Raw genomic sequence first — 21,580 nt, 5'->3', positions numbered from 1 at the left:
AATCGTGGAATCGTTAGGTTACTTACTGCTTGGATTCGAGACAGCGCTTACGTGGCAAAACCTGTTGTATTGTCTGTTGGGCGTTACATTCGGCATGTTCATCGGTGTTCTTCCCGGATTGGGTCCTACAGCAGGAACGGCGCTCCTTTTGCCTTTGACTTTTGCACTTGAGCCGGTATCTGCGATTATCATGCTGTCTGGCATTTACTATGGAAGCATGTACGGAGGGACCATCACATCCGTATTGATTAATACCCCAGGGGAGGCCTCCTCGTTAATTACATGTCTGGACGGCCACCCGTTAGCCAAGCAGGGTCGAGCGGGGGCAGCGCTTGGGATCGCGGGTATCGGTTCGTTCATCGGAGGCATTGTTTCCATTGTCGGGTTAGTTTTAATCGGCCCCTTTCTGGCGAAGCAGGCGCTTAATTTTGGTCCTCCTGAATTTTTTGCTTTGGTGATTTTAGGGCTCTCTTTGCTGCTTGGATTAATGGGAAAATCTTTATTAAAGGGGGTTATCGGAGCGCTTTTCGGTTTATCTATAGCGTTTATTGGCCAGGATCAAAGCTCCGGCATCATTCGATTTGCTTTCGGTCAAACGGAATTGATGAAAGGTATAGACTTTATAGCCATTGCGATGGGGATGTTCGGGCTTTCCGAACTATTTATCAATGCCGAAGAAAACTTGAAAGGGAAAGCTGCAGTACCTTCTAAGGTGAACGGTCTGCTTCCTAAAAAGGAGGAATGGGGACCTTCTATGAAAGCGATCGGCAGGGGAAGCATATTGGGCTTCCTGATCGGATTAATTCCGGGAACCAACTCGGTCATTCCTACGATTCTTAGCTATTCTATGGAAAAGAAGCTGTCTAAACATCCTTCCCGCTTTGGAAAAGGGGCTTTGGAAGGGGTGGCCGGGCCGGAAACGGCTAACAATTCCTACAGCGGTGGCGCATTAATTCCGCTGTTCACACTGGGGATTCCGAGCTCTCCTACCGTCGCGGTATTGTTAGGCGCTTTTATTATGCATGGTCTTACTCCGGGACCGACGCTGTTCCAGAAAAACCCGGACCTGGTATGGGGAATTATAGCGAGTATGTTTATCGGAAACGCCATTCTGTTAGTCATGAACCTGCCGATGGCCAATGTGTGGGCGAAAATTACGATGATTCCCTTTAAACTTCTCTTGCCGATCATTATCATGATCACAATTGTTGGAACGTACAGCCTGAATAACAGCATGTTTGATGTAGGGGCAATGCTGGTCTTTGGAATTCTAGGCTATTTATTTAAAAAGGCTGAAATTCCACTGGCTCCCATTATTTTAACTTATGTGTTGGGCGTTCTTTTAGAGAAAACGTTATTGCAGTCTTTAACTATTTTTCAGGGGGATGTTCTCGGGTTCTTCACGAGACCGCTTTCCGGGACGATCTTATCGATCGCCATTCTTACCATGCTCATCAGCATCGTTGCCTCGATAAAAAATAAACGGCCCGTTACAGAAGATGTGGAAATGTAAGATTTGGTGTCCATATGAGAATAGACGTTCGGATAAAATTTATATAAAAAAATGATAAAGGGTGGCTTGCTATGAAAAAAACGTTTGTTGCTTTAGCCATTATTGTATTAATCCTTGGAGCGCTTATTGGATGTACCCCGCGGTCCTCTAATGATTCTACGGATGCAGCCGGTAAGGGGGCGGCCGGCGCTCAGCAAATCGATTGGCCCAATAAGCCGATTAAGCTCATTGTACCCTTTGCCGCAAGCGGGGGAACTGACCTGGGTGCGCGTCTTTTAGCCTCTTATTTAGAGAAGGATTTGGGAGTTCCGGTCGTGGTTGAAAATAAGGTGGGGGCTGCAGGTTGGGTAGCTTACGCCGATTTAGTGAATGCCAAACCTGATGGCTACACCCTTGGTGTCATCGTCAATCCGGCGTTAATTACTGGATATATCAACCCTTCCGCCAATAGAAAAGAGAACTTGGACAGCTTTGAACATATTATTAATCACGGGGTTGATGAAGGACTCATTGCCGTACGTCCTGACGATAAACGTTTTGCAACTATTAATGATCTTATTGAGTATGCAAAAATAACGAGATATCCGTAACCAGCAATGGTATAGGTTCAAGCAATCATTTGATTGCATTGTCAATGAACAAAGAACTGGGAACGAAATTTAGATTCGTTCAATTTGGCGGTACGGGGGAAGCCATAGCAAGTGTACTCGGCGGTCATGTCGATGTACTGATTGGGGAAATCGGGGGAGCGATTGACCAGGTTCATAGCGGTCAGTTAAAGGCTCTAAGTGTTTTTGGGCCGGAACGCAATCCTAAGCTTCCGGATGTGCCTACGATGAAAGAAAAAGTGGGTTTCGAGAATTCGATCACCTATGCATCCAGAGGTATAGCAGGGCCTAAAGGCATTGATCCGCAAATCATTGCAAAGCTCCAGAGTGCTATTGAGAAAGCAGAAACCAATCCGGAATTTATTAATAAAGCGAGCGAATTGGGCATGAAGGTTGATCTGACGAAAGGAGATGCTTATATACAGCTGTTAAAGAAGCAGGAAGCAGCCATAATGGAGCTTAAGACGATGCTTGGTTGGTGATGTCATGTTTCAATGATGCAATTGACATAAATCAAACAGCGGATTATAATCATTATTGCGCAATATTGTTTAACAATATTGAAAACTTTAATGAAACTCAATTAATTGACCTTACTCTTAAGAAAGCGAGGAAATCATGTGTATCCAGAATTGCTTGAAGGGGCCTATGACCTGCATGTTCACACGGGACCGGATGTCATGTCCAGAAAGCTTGATGATCTTGAAATGGCGGAACGCATCCGAAAAGTTGGGATGAAAGGATATGGAATAAAATCACACTATTTTTGTACGGCAGAACGGGCGAAATTAGTCCATAAAGTTTATCCCGACGTAAACTTGATTGGAGCGATCAGCTTAAATAATTCAGTGGGTGGACTCAACCCTCTGGCCGTAGAAATGGCAGCCCGCGATGGAGCGAAAATTGTTTGGATGCCTACATTTGACGCTACGAACGAGCAAGAGTTTTTTAGAAAAGGATCCCATACCAAATTACCTTTTTGGGCCAAATTGCAGATGGAATTAATTGAACAAGGAAAAACCCAATCCAGTATATCCATTTTGGAGGAATCCAAACTTAAAAAAGAAGTTTACGATATTTTGGATATCATCTCGCATTATAACCTTATCCTCGCTACCGGGCATTTAGGGAAGGCGGAGACATTCGCTTTAGTGAAAGCAGCCGTTGATTTAAAAGTCAAGAAAATCGTAGTTACGCATCCGAATTTTCCTTCTATCGATTTTACAAAGGAGGAACAAAAAGAACTGGCTCAACAAGGGGCATTTATGGAACACTGTTTTACCACGCCTCATTCCAATAAGACAACCTGGGAAGCGGTATACGAGCAGATTCGTTTCGTAGGGCCTCAAAACTGTATTTTATCAACGGACTTAGGTCAACCAAACGGTCCGTACCCCGATGAAGGGTTGGCGATGTTTGCTGCCAATTTATTAAATAATGGTTTTACTAAAGAAGAACTGAAAAACATGATGGTGGAAAATACTTCATTTTTAGTAGAAGAATAAATTAAGGGAGATGAAAGCATGATTGATCAGAACACGAATTTATTGGTTGTCAGTGCCCATGCAGCGGATTTTGTGTGGAGAGGCGGAGGTACGATTGCCAAATACATCAAGCACGGGGCTAACGTCTCGTTAGTCATATTAAGCTACGGCGTTAGAGGGGAATCGAATGACCTTTGGAATATCGAAGGGCAAACCGTCGAAAACGTCAAAAAAATCCGGCGTCAGGAAATCGAACAAGCCGCGGAGCATCTTGGCATCCGTCAAATGGAAATTTGGGATTATGAAGATTACCATATGAAAATAACTGACGAACGGATGGAGCGGATGGTTTGTAAAATCCGTGAAACGGCTCCGCATCATATTTTGACACATGGCTTTAAAGACGCATTTAATCCGGATCATGAGACCGTTGGGAAGTTCGTATTTGATGCAAGTGTTCTTTCGACCTCGAACGGTGTGCGAATCGACGGGTATCCGACGGCCAAGCAGGCGCGCCTATTCGGCTTTGAGCCCCATCAATCCGAAATCAGCGACTTCAAGCCCGACGTGATCATAGATATTACCGAAACCTACGAGCAGAAGGAAGCTGCGATGAACTGCTTTAAAGCCCAGAAGCATTTAATTGAATATTACGGGGCAAAGGCCAAGCTTCGGGGCAATCACGCCCGCAGGGTTTCCGGCAACAATCAATACCAATATGCCGAAGCCTTCAGCCGCTGCTTCCCTTATGTTGGAGGCGAGTTCAACTGATGGAAAGGTACATTGTAAGAAACATTGACCGGCCTGATCAAACGATCATCGAACAATTTTCCAAGCTTGATGTCTCTACCGTATATGAGGCCCAGGGAAAAATCGGCCTTGTAAGTCATGAATTGCAGACGGTCAAACCGGGAAATAAGATTTGCGGTCCAGCGGTCACCGTCACCTGTTATGCGGGAGATAATTTAATGATTCATGCCGCCATCGAAATTTGCAAGCCGGGTGATGTTCTGGTCATTACGACAATCGGGGAAAGCCGCACGGGCATGATAGGGGAGCTCATCGTCAATGCACTTATGAAACGCGGAGTTCAAGGTGTCGTTACCGAAGCGGGAATCCGCGATGTAGCCAAAATCAGAGAATGCGGATTTCCGGTTTGGTCCAAAGCCATTCACTCGCAAGGCTCGACGAAATCACGCGGTGGCTGGGTGAATGCACCGGCGGTGTGCGGCGGAGCCTCTGTTAACCCCGGAGATTTGGTGATGGCTGATGATGACGGAATTGTTTTTGTGAAAAAAGAAGACCTCAAGCTTGCACTGGAGAGCTCTAACCAAAGAATGGCCAAGGAGGAAAATACCAAGGCCAGAATCGAAAGAGGAGAGCTAAGCCTTGATTTTTATAATTTGAGAGGGATTTTGGAAAAAGAAAATGTAGTGTATTACGAGAGCGAGGAAGCAAGAACGGCAAGGAAATCGTGTTGACAATGTTGACGATGAAGAATCTCAGTACGTTCTTATGAGCAATCCTGGGTAATGCGGGTAGTTACAAGGAAATGACGGGCGGGTTTGCGTGCGGCGCAAAACCCGTTTTTTCTTATTGTATTGACATTTTCATAAAAAAAATATATTGTATGATAGTATTGTTCAACTTTTTTGTATATCTAAATTAAGCACATGGTAAGAAATGGGGTAAGGATATGGGCGGTCAAACGGACATTGCTTTTCAATATATTAAGGAAAAAATTTTGACCGGTGTTTACAAACCATCGCAAAAATTAACGGAAAACCAGCTTGCAGAGGCCATAGGTGTCAGCAGAAATACCATTAAAAAGGCGCTTATGATGCTGGAACGGGAAAACTTGGTTGAAGTGGAGAACAACAAAGGAGCCACCATCAAATCTTTTACGCTTGAGGAAGTCATCAATTATATGGAAATACGCGAGGTTCTTGAGGGGTTAGTGGCCAAAAGTGCTGCTAAGAACATCAGTGAAGCCGACATCAAACGGCTTGAAAACATTCTCGAGACCATGAATTCACATATTAAAGAGAACAGATTTGACGAATATTCCTTATTGAATCGTGAATTTCACAATGTCATATACAATGCATCGAAGAATGTTCAAGCTATTTCATTAATCAACACCATTAAAACGCAATTAAATCGCATTCACTTCAAAACCATATTAGTCCCGGGGAGAAATCAGCAGTCTTTTATAGAGCATGAGAGAATACTTCAGGCCCTCAAATCGCACAATGAAAAGGAAGCAGAAGAAGCGATTAAGAACCATGTGGCTAATGTGCGTCAAACCATTGCACAGAACTATCAATATTTGCTTTAGGCATATTTTAAAACGTCCAGTGGCAGGGCGTTTTTTTTGTGCGCAGCGCAGGATAAATTTAACATTTGCATTGACATACGAATATGAAAAAACTATACTTGAATTGCGATCAATATTGTAGATCAATATAGAATTCATTTTTGAATTATTTTAATGAAACGATGAAGGAGGAGAAAGCATGGCAGGGAACAGGGCGGTTGTGTATAAGGGATCAGGGAACGTAGCGGTTGAAGATATTCAATATCCCGAATTAATTCTCAGGGATGGCCCGGGAGTGAACCCCAAAAATGTCGGACGCAAGTGTGATCATGGCGTTATCCTTAAGGTTGTAACAACGAATATTTGCGGCAGCGATCAGCATATGGTACGCGGCCGTACAACAGCCCCCGCCGGTCTGGTGTTGGGACATGAAATCACGGGTGAAGTGATTGAGGTTGGCCGGGATGTAGAGTTTATCCAAAAAGGTGACTTGGTGTCGGTTCCTTTTAATATTGCATGCGGCCGCTGCCGCGCTTGTAAAGAACAGCATACACACGTCTGTTTGAATGTAAATCCGGATCGTCCTGGTTCTGCGTACGGTTACGTGGATATGGGAGGCTGGGTAGGAGGTCAATCAGAGTACGTCATGGTCCCTTATGCAGACTTCCAGCTGTTAAAGTTTCCCGATAAAGACCAGGCCATGGAGAAAATTCGCGATTTGACGATGCTTTCGGATATTTTTCCAACGGGCTATCATGGAGCGGTATCCGCAGGAGTAAGACCCGGCTCCACCGTTTACGTGGCAGGCGCGGGCCCTGTAGGGTTAGCTGCTGCGCATTCGGCACAGTTGCTGGGGGCCGCGGTAGTTATAGTTGGAGACTTGAACCCGGAGCGATTGGAGCAAGCCAGAAGCTTTGGATGTGAGACGGTCGACCTAAGCAAGCATGACAATTTGGGGGAACAAATCGAACAGATTCTTGGTGTGCCGGAAGTCGATTGTGCGGTTGATTGTGTAGGATTCGAAGCTCATGGACACGGACCTCAACATTCGGAGGCGCCGGCAACGGTCTTAAACTCGATCATGCAGGTGACGCGGGCAGGAGGCAAATTGGGGATTCCGGGCTTGTATGTGACGGGAGATCCCGGTGCTCTAGATGAAGACGCCAAGATAGGAACCCTGAAGATCAGATTCGGATTGGGTTGGGCGAAAGCGCATACATTTGTGACAGGGCAAACTCCCGTTATGAAATATCATTATGAATTGATGATGTCGATCCTTCGCGGCAGGGCGCAAATCGCAAAGGCAGTGAATGCGACGGTCATATCGCTGGATGAAGCCCCTCAAGCCTATGCGGCTTTCGATAAGGGAGCCGCCAGGAAATATGTCATTGATCCTCATGGCATTCTGAAGAAATAAAAATGATATTTCAGAGGTGAATGAGGATGGATTCGTATCATGAGCCGATCAGAGATATTGCGCATCTGGGTCATGTGGAGCTTTTGACACCCAAACCGGATGAAAGCCTCCGGTTTTTTAAGGATATTCTCGGTATGGAAGAAGCGGGGCGTGCCGGACAGTCGGTGTATCTCCGCGGATGGGGACAATACGAAAGGTATTGTATGAAATTAACGGAATCGAAACAGCCGGGCATTGGTCATACGGCATTGCGGACTTATTCTCCGCAAGCTTTGGAACGCCGATATGCCGCGATTGAAAAAAGCGGATATGGCATAGGCTGGACGGATGGCGATATCGGTCATGCTATTTGGGGCTTGGCGTTCAACCGCCCGATCCCAGCTGGGGCAGGATGCTCAACGAGTCCCAAAGCTATTTGGGCAAAGCTCCATGGTATACGTTGGCGCCCGGCATTTTCATTACATTGTCGGTATTGGGCTTTAATTTGCTGAGCGACGGGATCCGGGACATACGGGATAAAAGGGGGTAGAAGGCGTTGAACGACGGGGTCAAGACGGGAAAACAACAACCATTGCTTGAAATACGCAATTTGCGGGTGGAGCTAAACCAAGCCCGCGGCAAAGGGAGGTTATCCGTACTCGACGGCGTCTCTCTTTCCGTGTCAAAAGGGGAAATTGTAGGGATCGTTGGTGAATCGGGCTGCGGGAAAAGCGTATTGTCGCTTTCCGTGCTGGGTCTTCTGCCGAATGCCATGCAAATGACCGAAGGCGAAATCTGGTATAAAGGAAAGCACCCGCTTCATCAATTACGAGATAAGGAGCTTCGGGGATTCCGGGGAAAAGAGCTATCCATGGTGTTCCAGGATCCCATGAGCTCCTTAAATGACGGCTTAACCGTGGGGACGCAAGTCATAGAGACGCTCCGGCTTCATTTGGGCTGTTCGCGCAAGGAAGCGGTCGAACGTACGGTCCGACTGTTTCGTAAAGTGGGTCTTTCACGGCCGGAAGCGCTGTTATCCGAATATCCGCATCAGCTCTCCGGAGGCATGCGCCAACGGATCATGATTGCGATGGCTGTTTCCTGCAATCCCGGGCTGCTGATCGCGGATGAGCCGACGACAGCTTTGGACGTCACGATCCAAGCTCAAATCCTGGACCTCATGAAGAAAATCCGGGAAGAGGATGGAACGTCCATCATTCTCATATCGCATGATTTGGGCCTCGTTGCCGATATGTGCGACCGCATTGCCGTCATGTATGCGGGAAATATCGTGGAAGAAGGGACGGTCGACGATATTTTCGAGCGGCCAAGGCATCCTTATACGATAGGGCTTCTTCATTCGATTCCGACACCCGCCAAGAAACAAAAGGCGCTTTACTCGATACCGGGAACCGTTCCCGCTTTGCAGGATCGGGGGACAGGCTGCCGCTTCGCTCCCAGGTGCGCGTATGCGACGGAACGCTGTACGGCGGAAGCGCCTGCTTTCTTGAGTATCGATGAAGCCCACAGGGCAAGGTGCATTTTGGCTGCCGGGGAAGGAGTGAAGGCCGATGCCGTCAGCTGATCGACTGATCGAGTTAAGGCATATTCAAAAGCATTATTTGCGGAAATCATGGCCGTGGAAAGCTCAAACTCTTCGCGCGGTAGACGGTGTATCCCTCTCCTTCGGGAAGGGAGAAACGTTAGGGCTTGTGGGCGAAAGCGGCTGCGGGAAGTCGACCGTCGGCCAAATCGCGGCCAGATTATTGGAGCCAAGCGGCGGAAAACTCATCTATGACGGCACAGAGCTTGACGGCAGTCATTCCATGCACCCGCGGAAGATTCGCCAACGCATCCAGTACGTTTTTCAAGATCCTTATTCGTCGTTAAATCCCAGATTTACTATAGGCCGGTTATTAGAGGAACCCCTGGCGATCCATCGGCTGGGGGACAAAAAGGAGCGGAGACGCCGGGTTGACGAGATGCTTGAAACCATTGGATTAGACTCCTCCTTTGGGAGCCGTTATCCGCATGAATTAAGCGGCGGACAGCGCCAGCGAATCGGCATTGCAAGAGCGCTGATGCTCCGGCCGGAATTTGTCGTGCTCGATGAACCGGTATCGGCCCTGGATGTTTCGGTTCAGGCGCAGATCCTGAATTTGCTGCGATCCCTGCAGCGGGAGCTGTCGCTGACCTATTTGTTTATTTCACACGATCTGAATGTTGTTCATTATATGAGCGACCGGGTGGCCGTCATGTATTTGGGGAAAGTGGTGGAGATCGCGGCGGTGGAGGAATTGTATGATCATCCTCTCCACCCCTATACGGAAGCTTTGGTATCTTCCATTCCAACGGATGCCCGGCATGCGAAACGGGAAAAAATAATATTAAAGGGCGACTTGCCCAATCCGTTGGAAGTATCGTCGGGTTGTCCGTTTCAGTCACGTTGCCGGTATGCGTTCTCGCGCTGCGAGGCAGAAGCTCCGGTGCTAGCGCAGTGGAAGGAAGGGCATGCGGTAAGCTGCCACTTGTATATGAAGTAAATATGGCATAAGCCGATAAACGCAAAGAGCCCGGAGCATTCCGGGCGTTTATGATTTGACGGGTGCAAAATACATTCAGGCTTCAAGCGGATAATCGGCTCTTTTAATTTCAATCCTGTAGCCTTTGACCAAGGTGCTTCCGTTATGCGTATCGGTCTCATAGGCGCGTTGGAAGCCCAACCGTTCGTACAGTTTTATGGCAGCAGCCATCATGTCCGATGTGTGTAAATGCAGAGAGTCGGCTCCAAGCGATCTGGCGCGTTCAATGATTTCCTTGACCAGCAGTGCGGCAATGCCTTTTCCTCTGACGCGTGGCGACACGGCTAACAGGCGCATAACGGGTGAAGGAATGACGATATCGGGGTTACCGTAAGCAGAATCCGCCGAGTCATAGAGCAGGGCGCTGCCGATAATTTGTCCGTCGATCTCGGCTACAATTCGTGCGAGAGCGCCATCCTGATAGACGGAATCGTATATATTTTGCCGGTAGGCTTCCCACTTATCAGGAATAACGTCTGCGTATTGCCGGTAGGCCTCGAGTAAAACCGCCCACAGCTGTTCTTTCTCCGAATCCTTCGCATCGCGTATGACAACCTTGGGTTGAAGTGTCATATCCCTGCCTATCCTTTCTGTTTGGAATGTGTTCATTTCACGCCAAATGATGTCTGGTTGATGTCTGGTAACAAATTCATTATAAACGCAAAATATTACTATTCATATCGGGTTTATTAGAGAAATATTCTATTTTGATATAAAAGTTTTCAATATCACATGATTCCAGGAAGGACACACCTTCACCCGGAGACATTTGCCTGTCTGAACGGACAAACTAAAAATCTTCCTGATATAAAAGCAGAAGCGGGGAATGAACGTTAGATCCCCTATTTGTGCTGAAAGAACTAGATTGGAATCGTGAAGTATACCGCATTCATGCCAATTTGGGAAAAACTGAGATTTCCATTGACATACCTATTCATCCATCATATACTTCATACAAAACCCAGTATGTGCATCGGAAATATCGTAGAAATGATCTGATACATTCGAAGCATTCAACGATGGGTTACAGGAGGGATCAAGTATGGCAAAGCAATTCAATGTCAACGAACTGTGGAACGAGCGTATCGCTCAAAGCTTAAATGGTTTGGAATACGGATCCGTTCAAATTGTTGTTCATGACGGTCGTATTGTGCAGATTGAAAGAACGGAGCGCAAGCGTTTTGAAGCCGATTCAGACCGCAGCAGCGCGGTCATCCGGCACAGCAAGCCCATACAGGGCGTCGGCAGATAGATGCATTTCATATAAACTAAAGTGCAATTACATATCGACCGGATGACCGGAGACGAAGCCTTGTGTGCTATCGTCTTCTTTTTTTATGCTAAAGCATTCCTGTCCGCGGAGCAGCCGACGACGTTTGCCGGCATTCGGCGGCTGCGCCTTCTCGCTCCTGCTGCTTGCAGGCGCAGCGTCGGGAACCGTTCACTCTATTGTCTGCATTGGCTGCTGTAACCGAACGCATCGGACGGTTTTAATGTGATGCCCCCATATTTTCCCGGCGCATTGGAAGATTTCGTGGATAAGGTTGTGCCCGAGCTGCAGCGCAGAGGGTTATTCCGTACGGAATACGAGGGAACGACCTTACGGGAGCATTTCGGTTTGGCCAGGCCGTCAGGGCGAGGACAATACGTCAAAGCGGTTAACCGGTAGGAGGCTTATGAAGAGCGGCAGCCATCGTCGGCCGCAGCAGCGGCCGGGAAGCCGGATGAGGTTACATTGAAGCCGTGAGGAGGCGGGCTGATGAACAAAAGTGTAGAAGACGGCAAACAGATCGCGGACGTTTTGGTTATCGGCGGGGGGCCGGCCGGTGCATGGGCGGCATGGAGCGCGGCTGCTCAAGGGGCGAGCGTTATCCTGGCGGATAAAGGCTATTTGGGCACAAGCGGCGCGACGGCACCGGGCGGGACGAATTTATTATACCTGCCGCCGGACCGCGAGCTTAGGGAGCAGGCTGTGCAGCAGAGGATGAAGGGGGGCGGCTTCTTATCCGAACCGGACTGGATTCATCGTGTACTGGACCTGGTGTATCAAAGGCTGGAACTGGTCGAGTCCTGGGGATATCCGTTTCCCCGCGATGAGCACGGCACCCCGATGCGGGATCATCTGCAAGGTCCCGAATATATGCGGCTGATGCGCCGTGCGGTCAGCCGGGCGGGTGTTCGCATTCTCGATCAATCGCCGGCGCTGCAGCTGCTGGTCGATGAGCATGGCGTCGGTGGCGCCAGAGGCATCTCCAGGCTGGATGGCCGTACATGGGAGGTGCGGGCAAACGCCGTGGTCATCGCGACCGGCGGTTGCGCCTTTTTGAGCAAAGGGCTTGGCTGCAACGTCTTGACCGGCGACGGACTGCTGATGGCCGCCGAGCTCGGCGCCGAGCTTTCCGGCATGGAGTTCAGCAGGCAGTATGCGCCAAGCGCCGCCTTTGCCACCAATACGCGCGGACGGCTGTTAAACTGGGCTACCTTCAGCGCGGAGGACGGAACGATACTGCACACTCCGGGAACCCGGCGTCCTCATGATTTTTTGCCGAAGATGCTGAGCAAGGGTCCGGTATATGCCGTGCTCGACCAGGCAGATACTGAAGAGAAACGGAACATGTTGCGAAGCTCGCACGCCATTTTCTTTCTTCCGCTCCTTCGCGCCGGCATCGATCCGTTCACGCAGCGGTTCCCGCTCACGCTTCGCTTTGAAGGTACGGTACGCGGAACGGGCGGGATCCGGATCGTCGGCGACGATTGCTCGACAACGGTGAACGGCTTGTATGCGGCAGGCGATGCGGCCACAAGGGAGCGGGTGACCGGGGGACAATCCGGCGGCGGAGCGTTCAACGCATCGTGGGCGATCTGCTCGGGCAGTTGGGCAGGGGAAGGCGCAGCGAGGCATGCGCTCACGCAAGGCAAGTCAGCGGCTGCGCGCCATCTGAAACCGGCGGGACGATCAGGGATTGAGCCCGACAGCGATCCGATCCGTCCGGAAGCGGATACGTCCAATTTGGTGGAGGCGGTGCAGCGCGAAGTGTTTCCGCTCGAAATCAATTATTTCCGCAGCGTTCCCGTATTGCGAGAATCGCTGCAAAGGCTCCATAGGCTGTGGCGGCAGACGTATGCGCAAGCTCCGCAATCGATACAGGCGAAGGTGCGGGCGAGAGAAGCGTCGGCGATGATCGCCACCGCCCGCTGGATGTATACCGCAGCGCTGACCCGTACGGAAACCAGAGGAATGCACACGCTTGCGGAGTATCCCTTCGCTGATCCCCATCAGCAGCGCCGGTTGATTGTGTCGGGGCTGGATGAAATTCAGACCCGGTTTGACCAGGTGCCCGGGTCATATGCCCAGCCGGCTGCGGACAGCGGTCTGTTCGGAGCGGCAAGGGAGGTGCAGATCCGATGATTGAATGGGTCAGTGCCGACCGCTGCGTGCAGTGCGGTATATGCGTCAAAGTCTGCCCGACCCATGTGTTTGACCTGGGCCCGGACGATACCCCCGTTATTGCCCGGCAGGAGGACTGCCAGACGTGCTATATTTGTGAAGCGTATTGCCCGGCCGATGCGCTGTACGTTGCCCCTTATGCCGATGAGAAGGTGACGGTGGAGGAGCAGGAACTGATCGCTTCCGGCATATTGGGAAGCTGGAGAAAGACGATCGGCTGGGGGCCCGGACGAACGAAGCTGGCCGCCATGGACCAAACGCCGTTTATCGACCGAATACTTCCGGCAAATTTTAATGACAAACCGTAAGAGAGGAGAAAACAGAAGATGAGCATCCCGCTGCTGAGCATTTCGAAGCTGAATAAAACATTTCAGACGAATAAAGGCCCCGTCCATGCGCTTCATCAAATCGACCTGAACATTAAAGAGGGCGAATTGATCACCGTCATCGGGCCGAGCGGCTGCGGCAAGAGCACGCTGCTCAAAATTATCGCCGGCCTTGATCTTCAATACGACGGAGAGGTCGCGCTGGATGGAGAGCCGATTAGCAGGCCGGGTATTGATAAAGGCTTTATATTCCAGGAGCCCCGCTTGTTCCCTTGGCTGACGGTCGAAAAAAATATCGCCGCTGACCTGTCGTTAAAAAATCCGGAAGTGCGCCGCAAGGTAGATGAACTCATTGAACTGGTCCGGCTGACAGGCTTTGAAAAGTCGTATCCGCGGGAGCTGTCCGGAGGGATGGCCCAACGGGTTGCTATTGCCAGAGCGCTGCTGCGCAAGCCGAAAGTATTGCTGCTCGATGAGCCCTTCGGGGCGCTCGACGCGTTCACCCGGGCTCACATGCAAGAGGTGCTGCTCGACATCTGGCAAAAGAACAGGACGACGATGATTTTTGTTACGCACGATATCGACGAAGCGGTTTTTCTTGCGAATCGGATCGTTATTTTAAAGCCGAGGCCGGGTTCGATCCGCAGCGTCGTTACGGTGGATCTGCCGTTTCCGCGTAAGAAATCGAGCATCTCGTTTCAGGAAATCCGTTTCAAAGTAATGAATGAGTTTGAACAGATCGAGGAGCTTGAACTGATCGACAGCTCCGGCATTTAAAACAGGTAAAGGAGTCAGGCTATGAGTCGCACGACCGAAGTATTACCGTCAAAAACAGGCTGGTGGCGCAATAAAATACGGCTTGGACATAGCGGCAGAAGCAGGCTGCTGGTCGGCGCGCTGCTCCCCGTGCTGGTGCTTGTGATTTGGCAGCTGCTCGGACAGATTGGACTCATTTCCCGGCTGCTGTTTCCAACCCCGCTGACGATTGCGGATTCATTCATTGCACTGATCGCTTCCGGCGCGCTGTGGGAGCATCTGCGCATCAGCATGATCCGGGCCGCGGCCGGCTTCGCCTTGGGCGGCAGCCTCGGGCTGCTGTTCGGTATCGCGGTAGGTCTGATGCGCAGCGTGGAAAAAACCTTGGACCCGACTGTACAGATGATTCGGATGATTCCTCATCTGGCTGTCGCTCCGTTATTCGTCCTCTGGTTCGGTCTCGGAGAAACATCCAAAATACTCATTATCGCCAAGGGCGCGTTTTTTCCGATTTACATTAATGCTTTTCTAGGTATCCGCAATGTGGACAATAAGCTGTTTGAAGTGGCGAAGGTGCTCTCATTCAGCAAATTGAAGCAAATCATCCGTCTCGTCATTCCGGCAGCGATGCCGAATCTGCTGCTTGGCGTTCGTCTTTCGCTCGGTGTCGCCTGGCTTGGTCTGGTGGTGGCGGAACTGATGGGCTCTACGTCCGGCATCGGCTACTTGATGTCGGATGCACGACAATTTTCACGAACGTCGGTCGTTTTTGTGTGTATCATTATTTTTGCTCTGGTCGGTTATTTGGCGGATGCACTGGTACGTTTTTTGGAGAGGCGATTGCTGCAGTGGCGCGACAGTTTTCAAGGCAAATAACGTATTGCATTTTTTAGTCAGGAGGTTGCTGGTATGAGTCATCAGGCGGAGGCGCTTTCCAAGCCGATCAGCGGCGTCGGCAAGACCGACAGAGGGCTGATCCACGCCAAATGGAAAGAACGATGGAACCGGATGATCATCGGAGCGATTCTGCCCGTAACGATCGTGGTGGCTTGGCAACTGCTCGGGGATTTAGGTCTGATCTCGACGTTTTTTTTGCCGACGCCGCTTATGATTGCCGAGGCATTTAGAACATTGGCTGTTACGGGGGAATTAACCGAGCATTTGGCCATCAGTCTGGGGAGGGCGGCGACGGGCTTTGCGATTGGAGGAAGCATCGGCTTGCTGCTTGGCATCATAACCGGGCTGTCGAGGAATGCGGAGAACGTGCTGGATCCATCGATGCAAATGTTCCGAATGATTCCTCATCTGGCGATTGCTCCGCTGGTTATTTTGTGGTTCGGCTTCGGGGAGACATCGAAAATATTGATTATTGCCAAGGGGGCGCTGTTTCCGCTCTATGTAAACACCCTTCTCGGCATCCGCAGTGTGGATAATAAAATGTTTGACGTAGCGCATGTATTGGAATTTAGCCGGTTCAAACAAATTGTCCGGCTGATCCTGCCGGCATCGCTGCCGCATATTTTGCTGGGTCTTCGGCTGTCTTTGGCCATTTCCTGGCTCAGTCTCGTCGTGGCCGAGCTGATCGGATCGCAGTCGGGTGTCGGATTCCTGATCAACTTTGGCAAGCAAACGTCGAGTACAGAGCTCATTTTTGTCGGCATCATCATTTTTGCGATCGTCGGCAAGCTCGTGGATTCATTTGTGCGGTTATTGGAACGGTCGCTGCTGCAGTGGCGCGACAGCTTTCAGGGCTGACCGGCTTGAAGGCCGGACAAGACGGCAAACAACGTAGACGGATGCTTCATGGCAATCATTTTTCAATTCTATTTTCGGGGAGGGCAACACATTGAGCGAAGCATGGAAAAGCACGGATTTGCAATTGGAGACGGATGTGCTGGTGATCGGCGGAGGTCCCTCCGGAACGTGGGCGGCACTGACCGCAGCGGTATCCGGCTCAAAGGTGATCCTGGCGGATAAAGGGTACTGCGGCACGAGCGGGGCGACGGCACCGTCCGGAACAGGTGTATGGTATGTCAGTCCTGACGCCAAGCTGAGGGAAGAGGCGAAACAGAGCCGTTATGGCTTGGGCGGGCAACTGGCGGAATCCGATTGGATGGACCGGGTGCTGGATCAAACCTACGAAAATATGAACAAGCTTTCCGAATGGGGCTATCCGTTTCCGACCGACGATGAAGGCAACCCTTACCGCAGAGGCTTGCAGGGGCCGGAATACATGAAGCTGATGCGCAAGCTCGTCAAGAAGGCCGGCGTGCGCATTCTGGATCATAGCCCGGCGCTGGAGCTGCTGGCCGATGAGCACGGCGTCGGCGGCGCGGTCGGAGTAAGAACGCAAACCGGGGAATCGTGGAGCGTCAGGGCAGGAGCCGTCATCATAGCGACAGGAGGCTGTGCTTTCCTGAGCAAGGCGCTGGGCTGCAACGTACTGACCGGCGACGGTTACTTGATGGCTGCCGAGGCGGGGGCCGAACTGTCCGGCATGGAATTCTCCAATGCATATGCGATTGCCCCGACCTTCTCATCGGTGACCAAGACAGCGTATTACCGGTATGCCACCTTTTATTATGAGGACGGTACGGTAGTGGAGGGGGCCGGTTCGACACGCGGTCGCTCGGTGATTGCCCGCAATTTGCTGCAAAATCGTCAAGTGTACGCGCGTCTCGATCAGGCGCCGGAGGATGTTAAGCCGCTGCTGCGCGTGGGACAGACGAACTTCTTCCTGCCGTTTGACCGGAGGGGCATCGACCCGTTCACTGAACGGTTTCCCGTCACACTGCGGCTGGAAGGAACCGTACGGGGAACAGGAGGCATCGAAATCGTCGATGAATATTGCGCCACGAAAGCGCCGGGCTTGTATGCAGCGGGTGACGCGGCAACGCGCCAGCTCATTTGCGGAGGGTTTACCGGCGGAGGCAGCCACAATGCGGCATGGGCCATGTCATCAGGCACATTCGCCGGCAAGGGAGCGGCAGACTATGTACGGCGCACGGGTACGCATGCGCATCGCCGCAATTTGAAGGGGTTGTCCTCTTCGCCGTTATCGGCACACGGCCATGCGGCGAAACCATCGGAGACGGCCGGGCATATTCGCGCCGTGCAGGAGGAGGTGACTCCGTACGACCGCAATTTGTTCCGTACGGATGCGGGGCTGGGCGATTCCCTTGGACGTCTTGATCAATTGTGGAAAGAAATCAACAAGGATAGCCTTGCTTTGAACATCGATGCAGTCAAAGCCCGCGAAGCTGCGGCTATGACGGCTACTGCCCGGTGGATGTACGAGTCGGCCAGGGTCCGCACCGAAACGCGGGGGATGCATAAGCGCGAGGATTTCCCGGAGCTGGACAGCAATCAGCGCTACCGGCTCGTCAGCGGAGGACTGGATCAGGTGTGGGTAAGAACGTCGCCGGTGAATAAGGAGGCTGTATTGCATTGATTGAAATAATCAGCGAATCCCGGTGCATTGAATGCAATCAGTGCGTATCGGTGTGCCCGACCAACGTATTTGACCGCGTGGAGGGCGGCATCCCGGTCATTGCCCGACAGGACGATTGCCAAACTTGCTTTATGTGCGAACTGTACTGCCCGGCCGATGCCATCTATGTCGATCCCGAGTTTGATAAGCCGGTCAACGCGAGCGAGGAGGCATTGGAGCAGGACGGTATACTGGGAAACTATCGCGAGAAGGTGGGCTGGGGGCCGGGCCGCAAACCGGTGTCAGCGCACGAGTATATGTATCAATTGGCGAAAAGGGCGATACCTTAACGCACATTGAAGAAGGATGGCGGAGAGGGCCATGATTCGTTTAGTGGGTCGGGCGATTACACCATCTATAAGGATAGGATATAAAAAGGGGGAGCTTCAATGATACGCGCCAGGAAAATCAAAACAGGCCGCAAAATGCGGCATTCCGGTCTATTGTTCATGATCGTCGCTTCCTTGATCTGGCTGCAAGCTTGCGGTACGGTCAGTGACGACAGCGCCTCGGGCGAGCCGGGGGCATCCGGGATTCCGGCCACATTAAATTATGGCTATATCGGCAGCAACAAGCTCAATTTGCCGGGCGGCGCCGAAGGCTGGGGCTTCTATACGGGCATTATTCAGGAAGAGTTGAAGAAGCATGGCATTACCGAAGTGACCTTTACCGGCTTTCCGAATGGGCCTGACCAGACGGAATCGTTAATTAGCGGCCGCTTGGATTTCGGCAGCTTGGGCGATACGCCCGCGATTATCGCCCGTTCGACAGATGCTCCGACAAGGCTGATCTCTCAAGGAACCGTCGGCAGCATTGGTTACTTGATTGCCAAAAAGGGCGGTCCTGCCAAGCTGGAGGATTTGAAAGGCAAGACAGTGGCTACGCAAAAAGGGTCATTCCATCACCGTTTTTTGGCCGGTTTGTTGAAAAAGCATAACATTACCGATGTCAATATCGTTCATTTGCTCCGTCCGGACGGTGAAGCGGCATTAGCCCGGGGTGAGATTGATGCGATGACCAATACTGGGGTGTATGCATTAAAACAGATCGAACAAGGCTACCCGCTGCTTGACGATGCGGTGAAAAATCCCGAGCTTCTTGGAACAAGTGCTACGGTTGTGGCGGAGAAGTATCTGCAAAAGTTCCCCGAATTCCCTAAAGTCTGGAATGAAGCCCGTCAGAAAGCGTATGAGGACTTGCTGGCGAATGAAGAAAAATACTATGAATTTGTCGCTCAAGTGTACAACAGCACCGTTGAATTGGTAAAGCAGGTACATCCGATCAGCCAAATTCAAGCCGAGGCCTTTACGGAAGAAGGCTTAAAGCTGATGGAAGGGACGAAGCAGTTTTTGGTCGAGGAGCAATTGGCGGCCCGGGACTTTGATTTAAACGACTGGATCATTAAATGAATAAGGGGATGGATGACGATGAGCATAAAAGCGGATTGGAAGAACAACGAGCTGTTGGAGGAAGTGAAGGCAAACCGAACGGCGGATTATCCCGTTCACCCGTTATTTTTAAACCGTTGGTCGGCCCGCTCCTATTTGAGTAAACCGGTTTCCGATGAAACCCTGTATACGGTGCTGGAAGCGGCCCGGTGGGCACCGTCGTCCAGCAATTTGCAGCCATGGAGATTTATTGTGGCTAATACGGAGGAGAAGCTGGAGCAAATTCGATCGTTTCTTTTTCCGAATAACCGGCTTTGGGCCGACCAGGCTCCTGTGCTTATTGTCATTGCTTCCACCAGGGTGAAAGAAAACGGGGATCCGCAACCGATTCATTCGTTCGATACAGGGGCGGCTTGGGCAGCTCTCTCGCTGCAAGCGTCCCTGCTCGGTTTATCGACCCGCGCTATGGGCGGCTTCGACAAGGAGGCGGCCCGCAGGGAACTGCAGGTTCCCGACACCTTCGAGCTGCATGCGGTCATTGCGCTGGGATATCCGGGAGGAAAAGAGACGCTTCACGAAAGCTTCCGCGACCGGGAGCTGCCTAATGGACGCCGGCCTTTAAGCGAGAGCATCGTGGGCGACACCTGGAGTTAATGCGCTATTAAACCGGAAAGGAACATCATTTATGAAACCATCGCCGATCGAAGCGTTGCAAACAGATAAGCTGCGGCTGCTGCCTTTGTCGGATCAAGAGCATCTGCCGCTCGTTGGTCTGTTTCAGCCCGAAAAGTCAGGTCATTTGTCCAAGCGTCCGATAAAGATTCGCGCCAGCTTTTAGACGATGACACGCCGGCAGCTACTGTTAATTTCCGCCGTTGCCCTTGGCACACTTCTTAACCCATTGAATACAACGATGATTTCCGTCGCGCTCAGCCGGATTCAGGCTGATTTCGATTTAACCTTTTCCGAGCTGTCCTGGTTAATCTCTACCTATTATATAGCAAGCGCAGTCGGTCAGCCGGTGATGGGGAAATTAAGCGATATGTACGGGCGCAAACGTATATTTATGCTTGGATTGTTCATGGTGACGGCAGCTTCTTTGCTGGCGCTTTTCTCCCCCAGTTATGGCTGGCTGCTCGGCTTTCGGATCATTCAAGCTTGGGGAAGCGCCTCTCTTCATCCGGCCGGCATGGGCTTGATCCGTAACGAAATTACCGGCAATCAGGCCAGGGCGCTCAGCGTGCTGTCCATCTTTGCAACGACATCGGCCGCAATTGGCCCCACCCTTAGCGGGTATTTGCTTCATTATGGGGACTGGAATTTGATCTTTTTTGTCAATTTTCCGGTGATCGTTGTATCGTTCCTGCTGGCTCTTCGATATATGCCGGGCGATCCTCCCAACAAAAGGGAGGCGCTGCGACTGGATGGCTGGGGAATCGCCCTTTTTTCTTCGCTGATTCTCGTCTTGCTGTTGTTTTTACTGTCTTTGCCGGAGCGCATTGGCTGGCATTGGCTGGTGTTGTGGACGCTTGGATCGGTCTTTTTTTACCGGTTTGAAGCACGGCATCAGCAGCCGTTCATCGATGTCAAATTTTTGCGGAGTCATCCGGCTGTATGCCAGATATATATTCACTTTATTTTGGTCAATGCGATTTACTATGCGATCATGTTTGGCTTTCCTTCCTATTTACAGCAGGTCAGGCATTTCGACAGTCAGCAAGTCGGCACGATCATGCTCGGGCTGGCTGCCTTCGGCATTCTCGTCAATCCGCTGGCGGCGCGATGGATTGATCGAAGCGGTTCCCGCTCTCCCTTGATCTTTGGCGCTATTTTGGTCATTGCGGCGACCTTATTCATGCAGACGGTGGGTGATGAAGCCGATTCGGGGTGGATTTTTTTCGTACTGTCGCTTTTCGGCATGAGCGGCAGCTTCCATAATCTCGGCCTGCAGACGGCGCTTTATTTATATATAGACCGTGCGAATACGGGGATTGCTTCCGGGCTGTTCATGACTTCCCGGTTTATCGGTACGATCTTGTCATCGAGCATACTGGCGGCCTTCCTCGGCATCCGGATGGCTACGGATTCGTTGCATGCAATGGCCTGGGTGTGTTCGGCACTTGCCGTGATCATGCTGCTTTTGTCCGTAAAAACGGAGAAAAGGGAGAGGCATCAGGACGGGCACAGCAGGCATTCGGAGGTGAAGGGCGCGATGGAGAAGCAGTCGTGAGGCGGCTTTAAGGCTGATTTTCACACTTTACCGTTAGCGTCC

At 51.1% G+C, this 21,580-nt stretch carries 22 protein-coding genes and 4 pseudogenes; 25 read left to right on the top strand and 1 reads right to left on the bottom strand.

The genetic code is table 11. The features are described from left to right. The first annotated feature begins 4 nt into the window (after positions 1-4). From EXW96_RS14110 to EXW96_RS14060, 11 genes and pseudogenes are all read left to right on the top strand, one after another. The gene (locus EXW96_RS14110) at positions 5-1,513 is read left to right on the top strand and encodes a tripartite tricarboxylate transporter permease (protein ID WP_235594247.1); all 1,509 of its coding nucleotides are present in this window, start codon (positions 5-7) and stop codon (positions 1,511-1,513) included. 71 nt (positions 1,514-1,584) lie between these two features. Next, positions 1,585-2,603, top strand: a pseudogene (locus EXW96_RS28545) (tripartite tricarboxylate transporter substrate binding protein). A gap of 138 nt (positions 2,604-2,741) precedes the next feature. After that, positions 2,742-3,626, top strand: a complete 885-nt coding sequence (locus EXW96_RS14095) for a DUF6282 family protein (RefSeq protein ID WP_062407302.1) — start codon at positions 2,742-2,744, stop codon at positions 3,624-3,626. Between the two features lie 18 nt (positions 3,627-3,644). Then, positions 3,645-4,376, top strand: coding sequence for a PIG-L deacetylase family protein (locus EXW96_RS14090; RefSeq protein WP_171005846.1), 732 nt, complete (start codon positions 3,645-3,647; stop codon positions 4,374-4,376). Then, a complete protein-coding gene (locus tag EXW96_RS14085) occupies positions 4,376-5,086 on the top strand; it encodes a 4-carboxy-4-hydroxy-2-oxoadipate aldolase/oxaloacetate decarboxylase (RefSeq protein ID WP_174350797.1) in 711 nt (236 codons plus the stop codon). Before EXW96_RS14090 ends, EXW96_RS14085 begins: the two co-directional genes overlap by 1 nt. 215 nt (positions 5,087-5,301) lie before the next feature. Next, the gene (locus EXW96_RS14080) at positions 5,302-5,943 is read left to right on the top strand and encodes a GntR family transcriptional regulator (protein WP_062407306.1); all 642 of its coding nucleotides are present in this window, start codon (positions 5,302-5,304) and stop codon (positions 5,941-5,943) included. A 178-nt stretch (positions 5,944-6,121) separates the two neighbouring features. Next, entirely contained in the window at positions 6,122-7,339 is a 1,218-nt protein-coding gene (gene fdhA, locus EXW96_RS14075; protein WP_062407308.1) for a formaldehyde dehydrogenase, glutathione-independent, read from the top strand. Between the two features lie 20 nt (positions 7,340-7,359). Next, positions 7,360-7,638 (top strand): annotated as a pseudogene (locus EXW96_RS28540) (VOC family protein); the annotation flags it as partial. A 47-nt stretch (positions 7,639-7,685) separates the two neighbouring features. Continuing rightward, a pseudogene (locus EXW96_RS27525) lies at positions 7,686-7,868 on the top strand (ABC transporter permease); the annotation flags it as partial. Positions 7,869-7,874: 6 nt separating this feature from the next. Next, positions 7,875-8,903, top strand: a complete 1,029-nt coding sequence (locus tag EXW96_RS14065; RefSeq protein WP_174350795.1) for an ABC transporter ATP-binding protein — start codon at positions 7,875-7,877, stop codon at positions 8,901-8,903. Then, positions 8,890-9,861, top strand: coding sequence for an ABC transporter ATP-binding protein (locus EXW96_RS14060; RefSeq protein ID WP_174350794.1), 972 nt, complete (start codon positions 8,890-8,892; stop codon positions 9,859-9,861). Before EXW96_RS14065 ends, EXW96_RS14060 begins: the two co-directional genes overlap by 14 nt. 75 nt (positions 9,862-9,936) lie before the next feature. Here EXW96_RS14060 and EXW96_RS14055 read toward each other — a convergent pair whose 3' ends face one another. Continuing rightward, on the bottom strand, positions 9,937-10,473 hold the full coding sequence (locus tag EXW96_RS14055) for a GNAT family N-acetyltransferase (RefSeq protein WP_054817972.1): 537 nt from the start codon (positions 10,471-10,473) through the stop codon (positions 9,937-9,939). 469 nt (positions 10,474-10,942) lie between these two features. Here EXW96_RS14055 and EXW96_RS14050 point away from each other — a divergent pair, with 469 nt between their 5' ends. From EXW96_RS14050 to EXW96_RS13985, 14 genes and pseudogenes are all read left to right on the top strand, one after another. Further along, positions 10,943-11,152: a YezD family protein gene (locus tag EXW96_RS14050; protein WP_054817971.1), complete on the top strand. Its 210-nt coding sequence runs from the start codon at positions 10,943-10,945 to the stop codon at positions 11,150-11,152. A gap of 60 nt (positions 11,153-11,212) precedes the next feature. Beyond that, on the top strand, positions 11,213-11,371 hold the full coding sequence (locus EXW96_RS14045) for a hypothetical protein (RefSeq protein ID WP_174350793.1): 159 nt from the start codon (positions 11,213-11,215) through the stop codon (positions 11,369-11,371). Between the two features lie 6 nt (positions 11,372-11,377). Then, positions 11,378-11,569 (top strand): annotated as a pseudogene (locus EXW96_RS14040) (LLM class flavin-dependent oxidoreductase); the annotation flags it as partial. A gap of 90 nt (positions 11,570-11,659) precedes the next feature. Then, positions 11,660-13,309, top strand: a complete 1,650-nt coding sequence (locus EXW96_RS14035; RefSeq protein ID WP_174350792.1) for an FAD-dependent oxidoreductase — start codon at positions 11,660-11,662, stop codon at positions 13,307-13,309. Continuing rightward, the gene (locus tag EXW96_RS14030) at positions 13,306-13,656 is read left to right on the top strand and encodes a 4Fe-4S binding protein (RefSeq protein WP_174350791.1); all 351 of its coding nucleotides are present in this window, start codon (positions 13,306-13,308) and stop codon (positions 13,654-13,656) included. The genes EXW96_RS14035 and EXW96_RS14030 overlap by 4 nt, the downstream gene beginning before the upstream one ends. Before the next feature lie 18 nt (positions 13,657-13,674). Next, a complete protein-coding gene (locus EXW96_RS14025; RefSeq protein ID WP_174350790.1) occupies positions 13,675-14,451 on the top strand; it encodes an ABC transporter ATP-binding protein in 777 nt (258 codons plus the stop codon). A 21-nt stretch (positions 14,452-14,472) separates the two neighbouring features. Then, the gene (locus EXW96_RS14020) at positions 14,473-15,306 is read left to right on the top strand and encodes an ABC transporter permease (protein WP_174350789.1); all 834 of its coding nucleotides are present in this window, start codon (positions 14,473-14,475) and stop codon (positions 15,304-15,306) included. A gap of 33 nt (positions 15,307-15,339) precedes the next feature. After that, a complete protein-coding gene (locus tag EXW96_RS14015; protein WP_174350788.1) occupies positions 15,340-16,185 on the top strand; it encodes an ABC transporter permease in 846 nt (281 codons plus the stop codon). A 91-nt stretch (positions 16,186-16,276) separates the two neighbouring features. Further along, positions 16,277-17,881: an FAD-binding protein gene (locus EXW96_RS14010; RefSeq protein ID WP_174350787.1), complete on the top strand. Its 1,605-nt coding sequence runs from the start codon at positions 16,277-16,279 to the stop codon at positions 17,879-17,881. Continuing rightward, positions 17,878-18,210 (top strand): 4Fe-4S binding protein, encoded by a 333-nt coding sequence (locus EXW96_RS14005; RefSeq protein ID WP_174350786.1) that lies wholly within the window; start codon positions 17,878-17,880, stop codon positions 18,208-18,210. The genes EXW96_RS14010 and EXW96_RS14005 overlap by 4 nt, the downstream gene beginning before the upstream one ends. 99 nt (positions 18,211-18,309) lie before the next feature. Further along, complete coding sequence (locus EXW96_RS14000) at positions 18,310-19,329, top strand: ABC transporter substrate-binding protein (protein ID WP_174350785.1); 1,020 nt, start codon at positions 18,310-18,312, stop codon at positions 19,327-19,329. Between the two features lie 18 nt (positions 19,330-19,347). Continuing rightward, the gene (locus tag EXW96_RS13995; RefSeq protein ID WP_074727032.1) at positions 19,348-19,962 is read left to right on the top strand and encodes a nitroreductase family protein; all 615 of its coding nucleotides are present in this window, start codon (positions 19,348-19,350) and stop codon (positions 19,960-19,962) included. Positions 19,963-19,993: 31 nt separating this feature from the next. Beyond that, complete coding sequence (locus EXW96_RS13990; RefSeq protein ID WP_174350784.1) at positions 19,994-20,146, top strand: hypothetical protein; 153 nt, start codon at positions 19,994-19,996, stop codon at positions 20,144-20,146. Between the two features lie 3 nt (positions 20,147-20,149). Next, positions 20,150-21,538, top strand: coding sequence for an MFS transporter (locus EXW96_RS13985; protein WP_174350783.1), 1,389 nt, complete (start codon positions 20,150-20,152; stop codon positions 21,536-21,538). Positions 21,539-21,580: the final 42 nt, after the last annotated feature.

The organism is Paenibacillus sp. JMULE4, assembly GCF_013337105.1.
Lineage (GTDB): Bacteria > Bacillota > Bacilli > Paenibacillales > NBRC-103111 > Paenibacillus_G > Paenibacillus_G naphthalenovorans.
The sequence above is the reverse complement of the archived record's forward strand: the minus strand, read 5'-3'. Positions and strand labels throughout refer to the sequence as shown.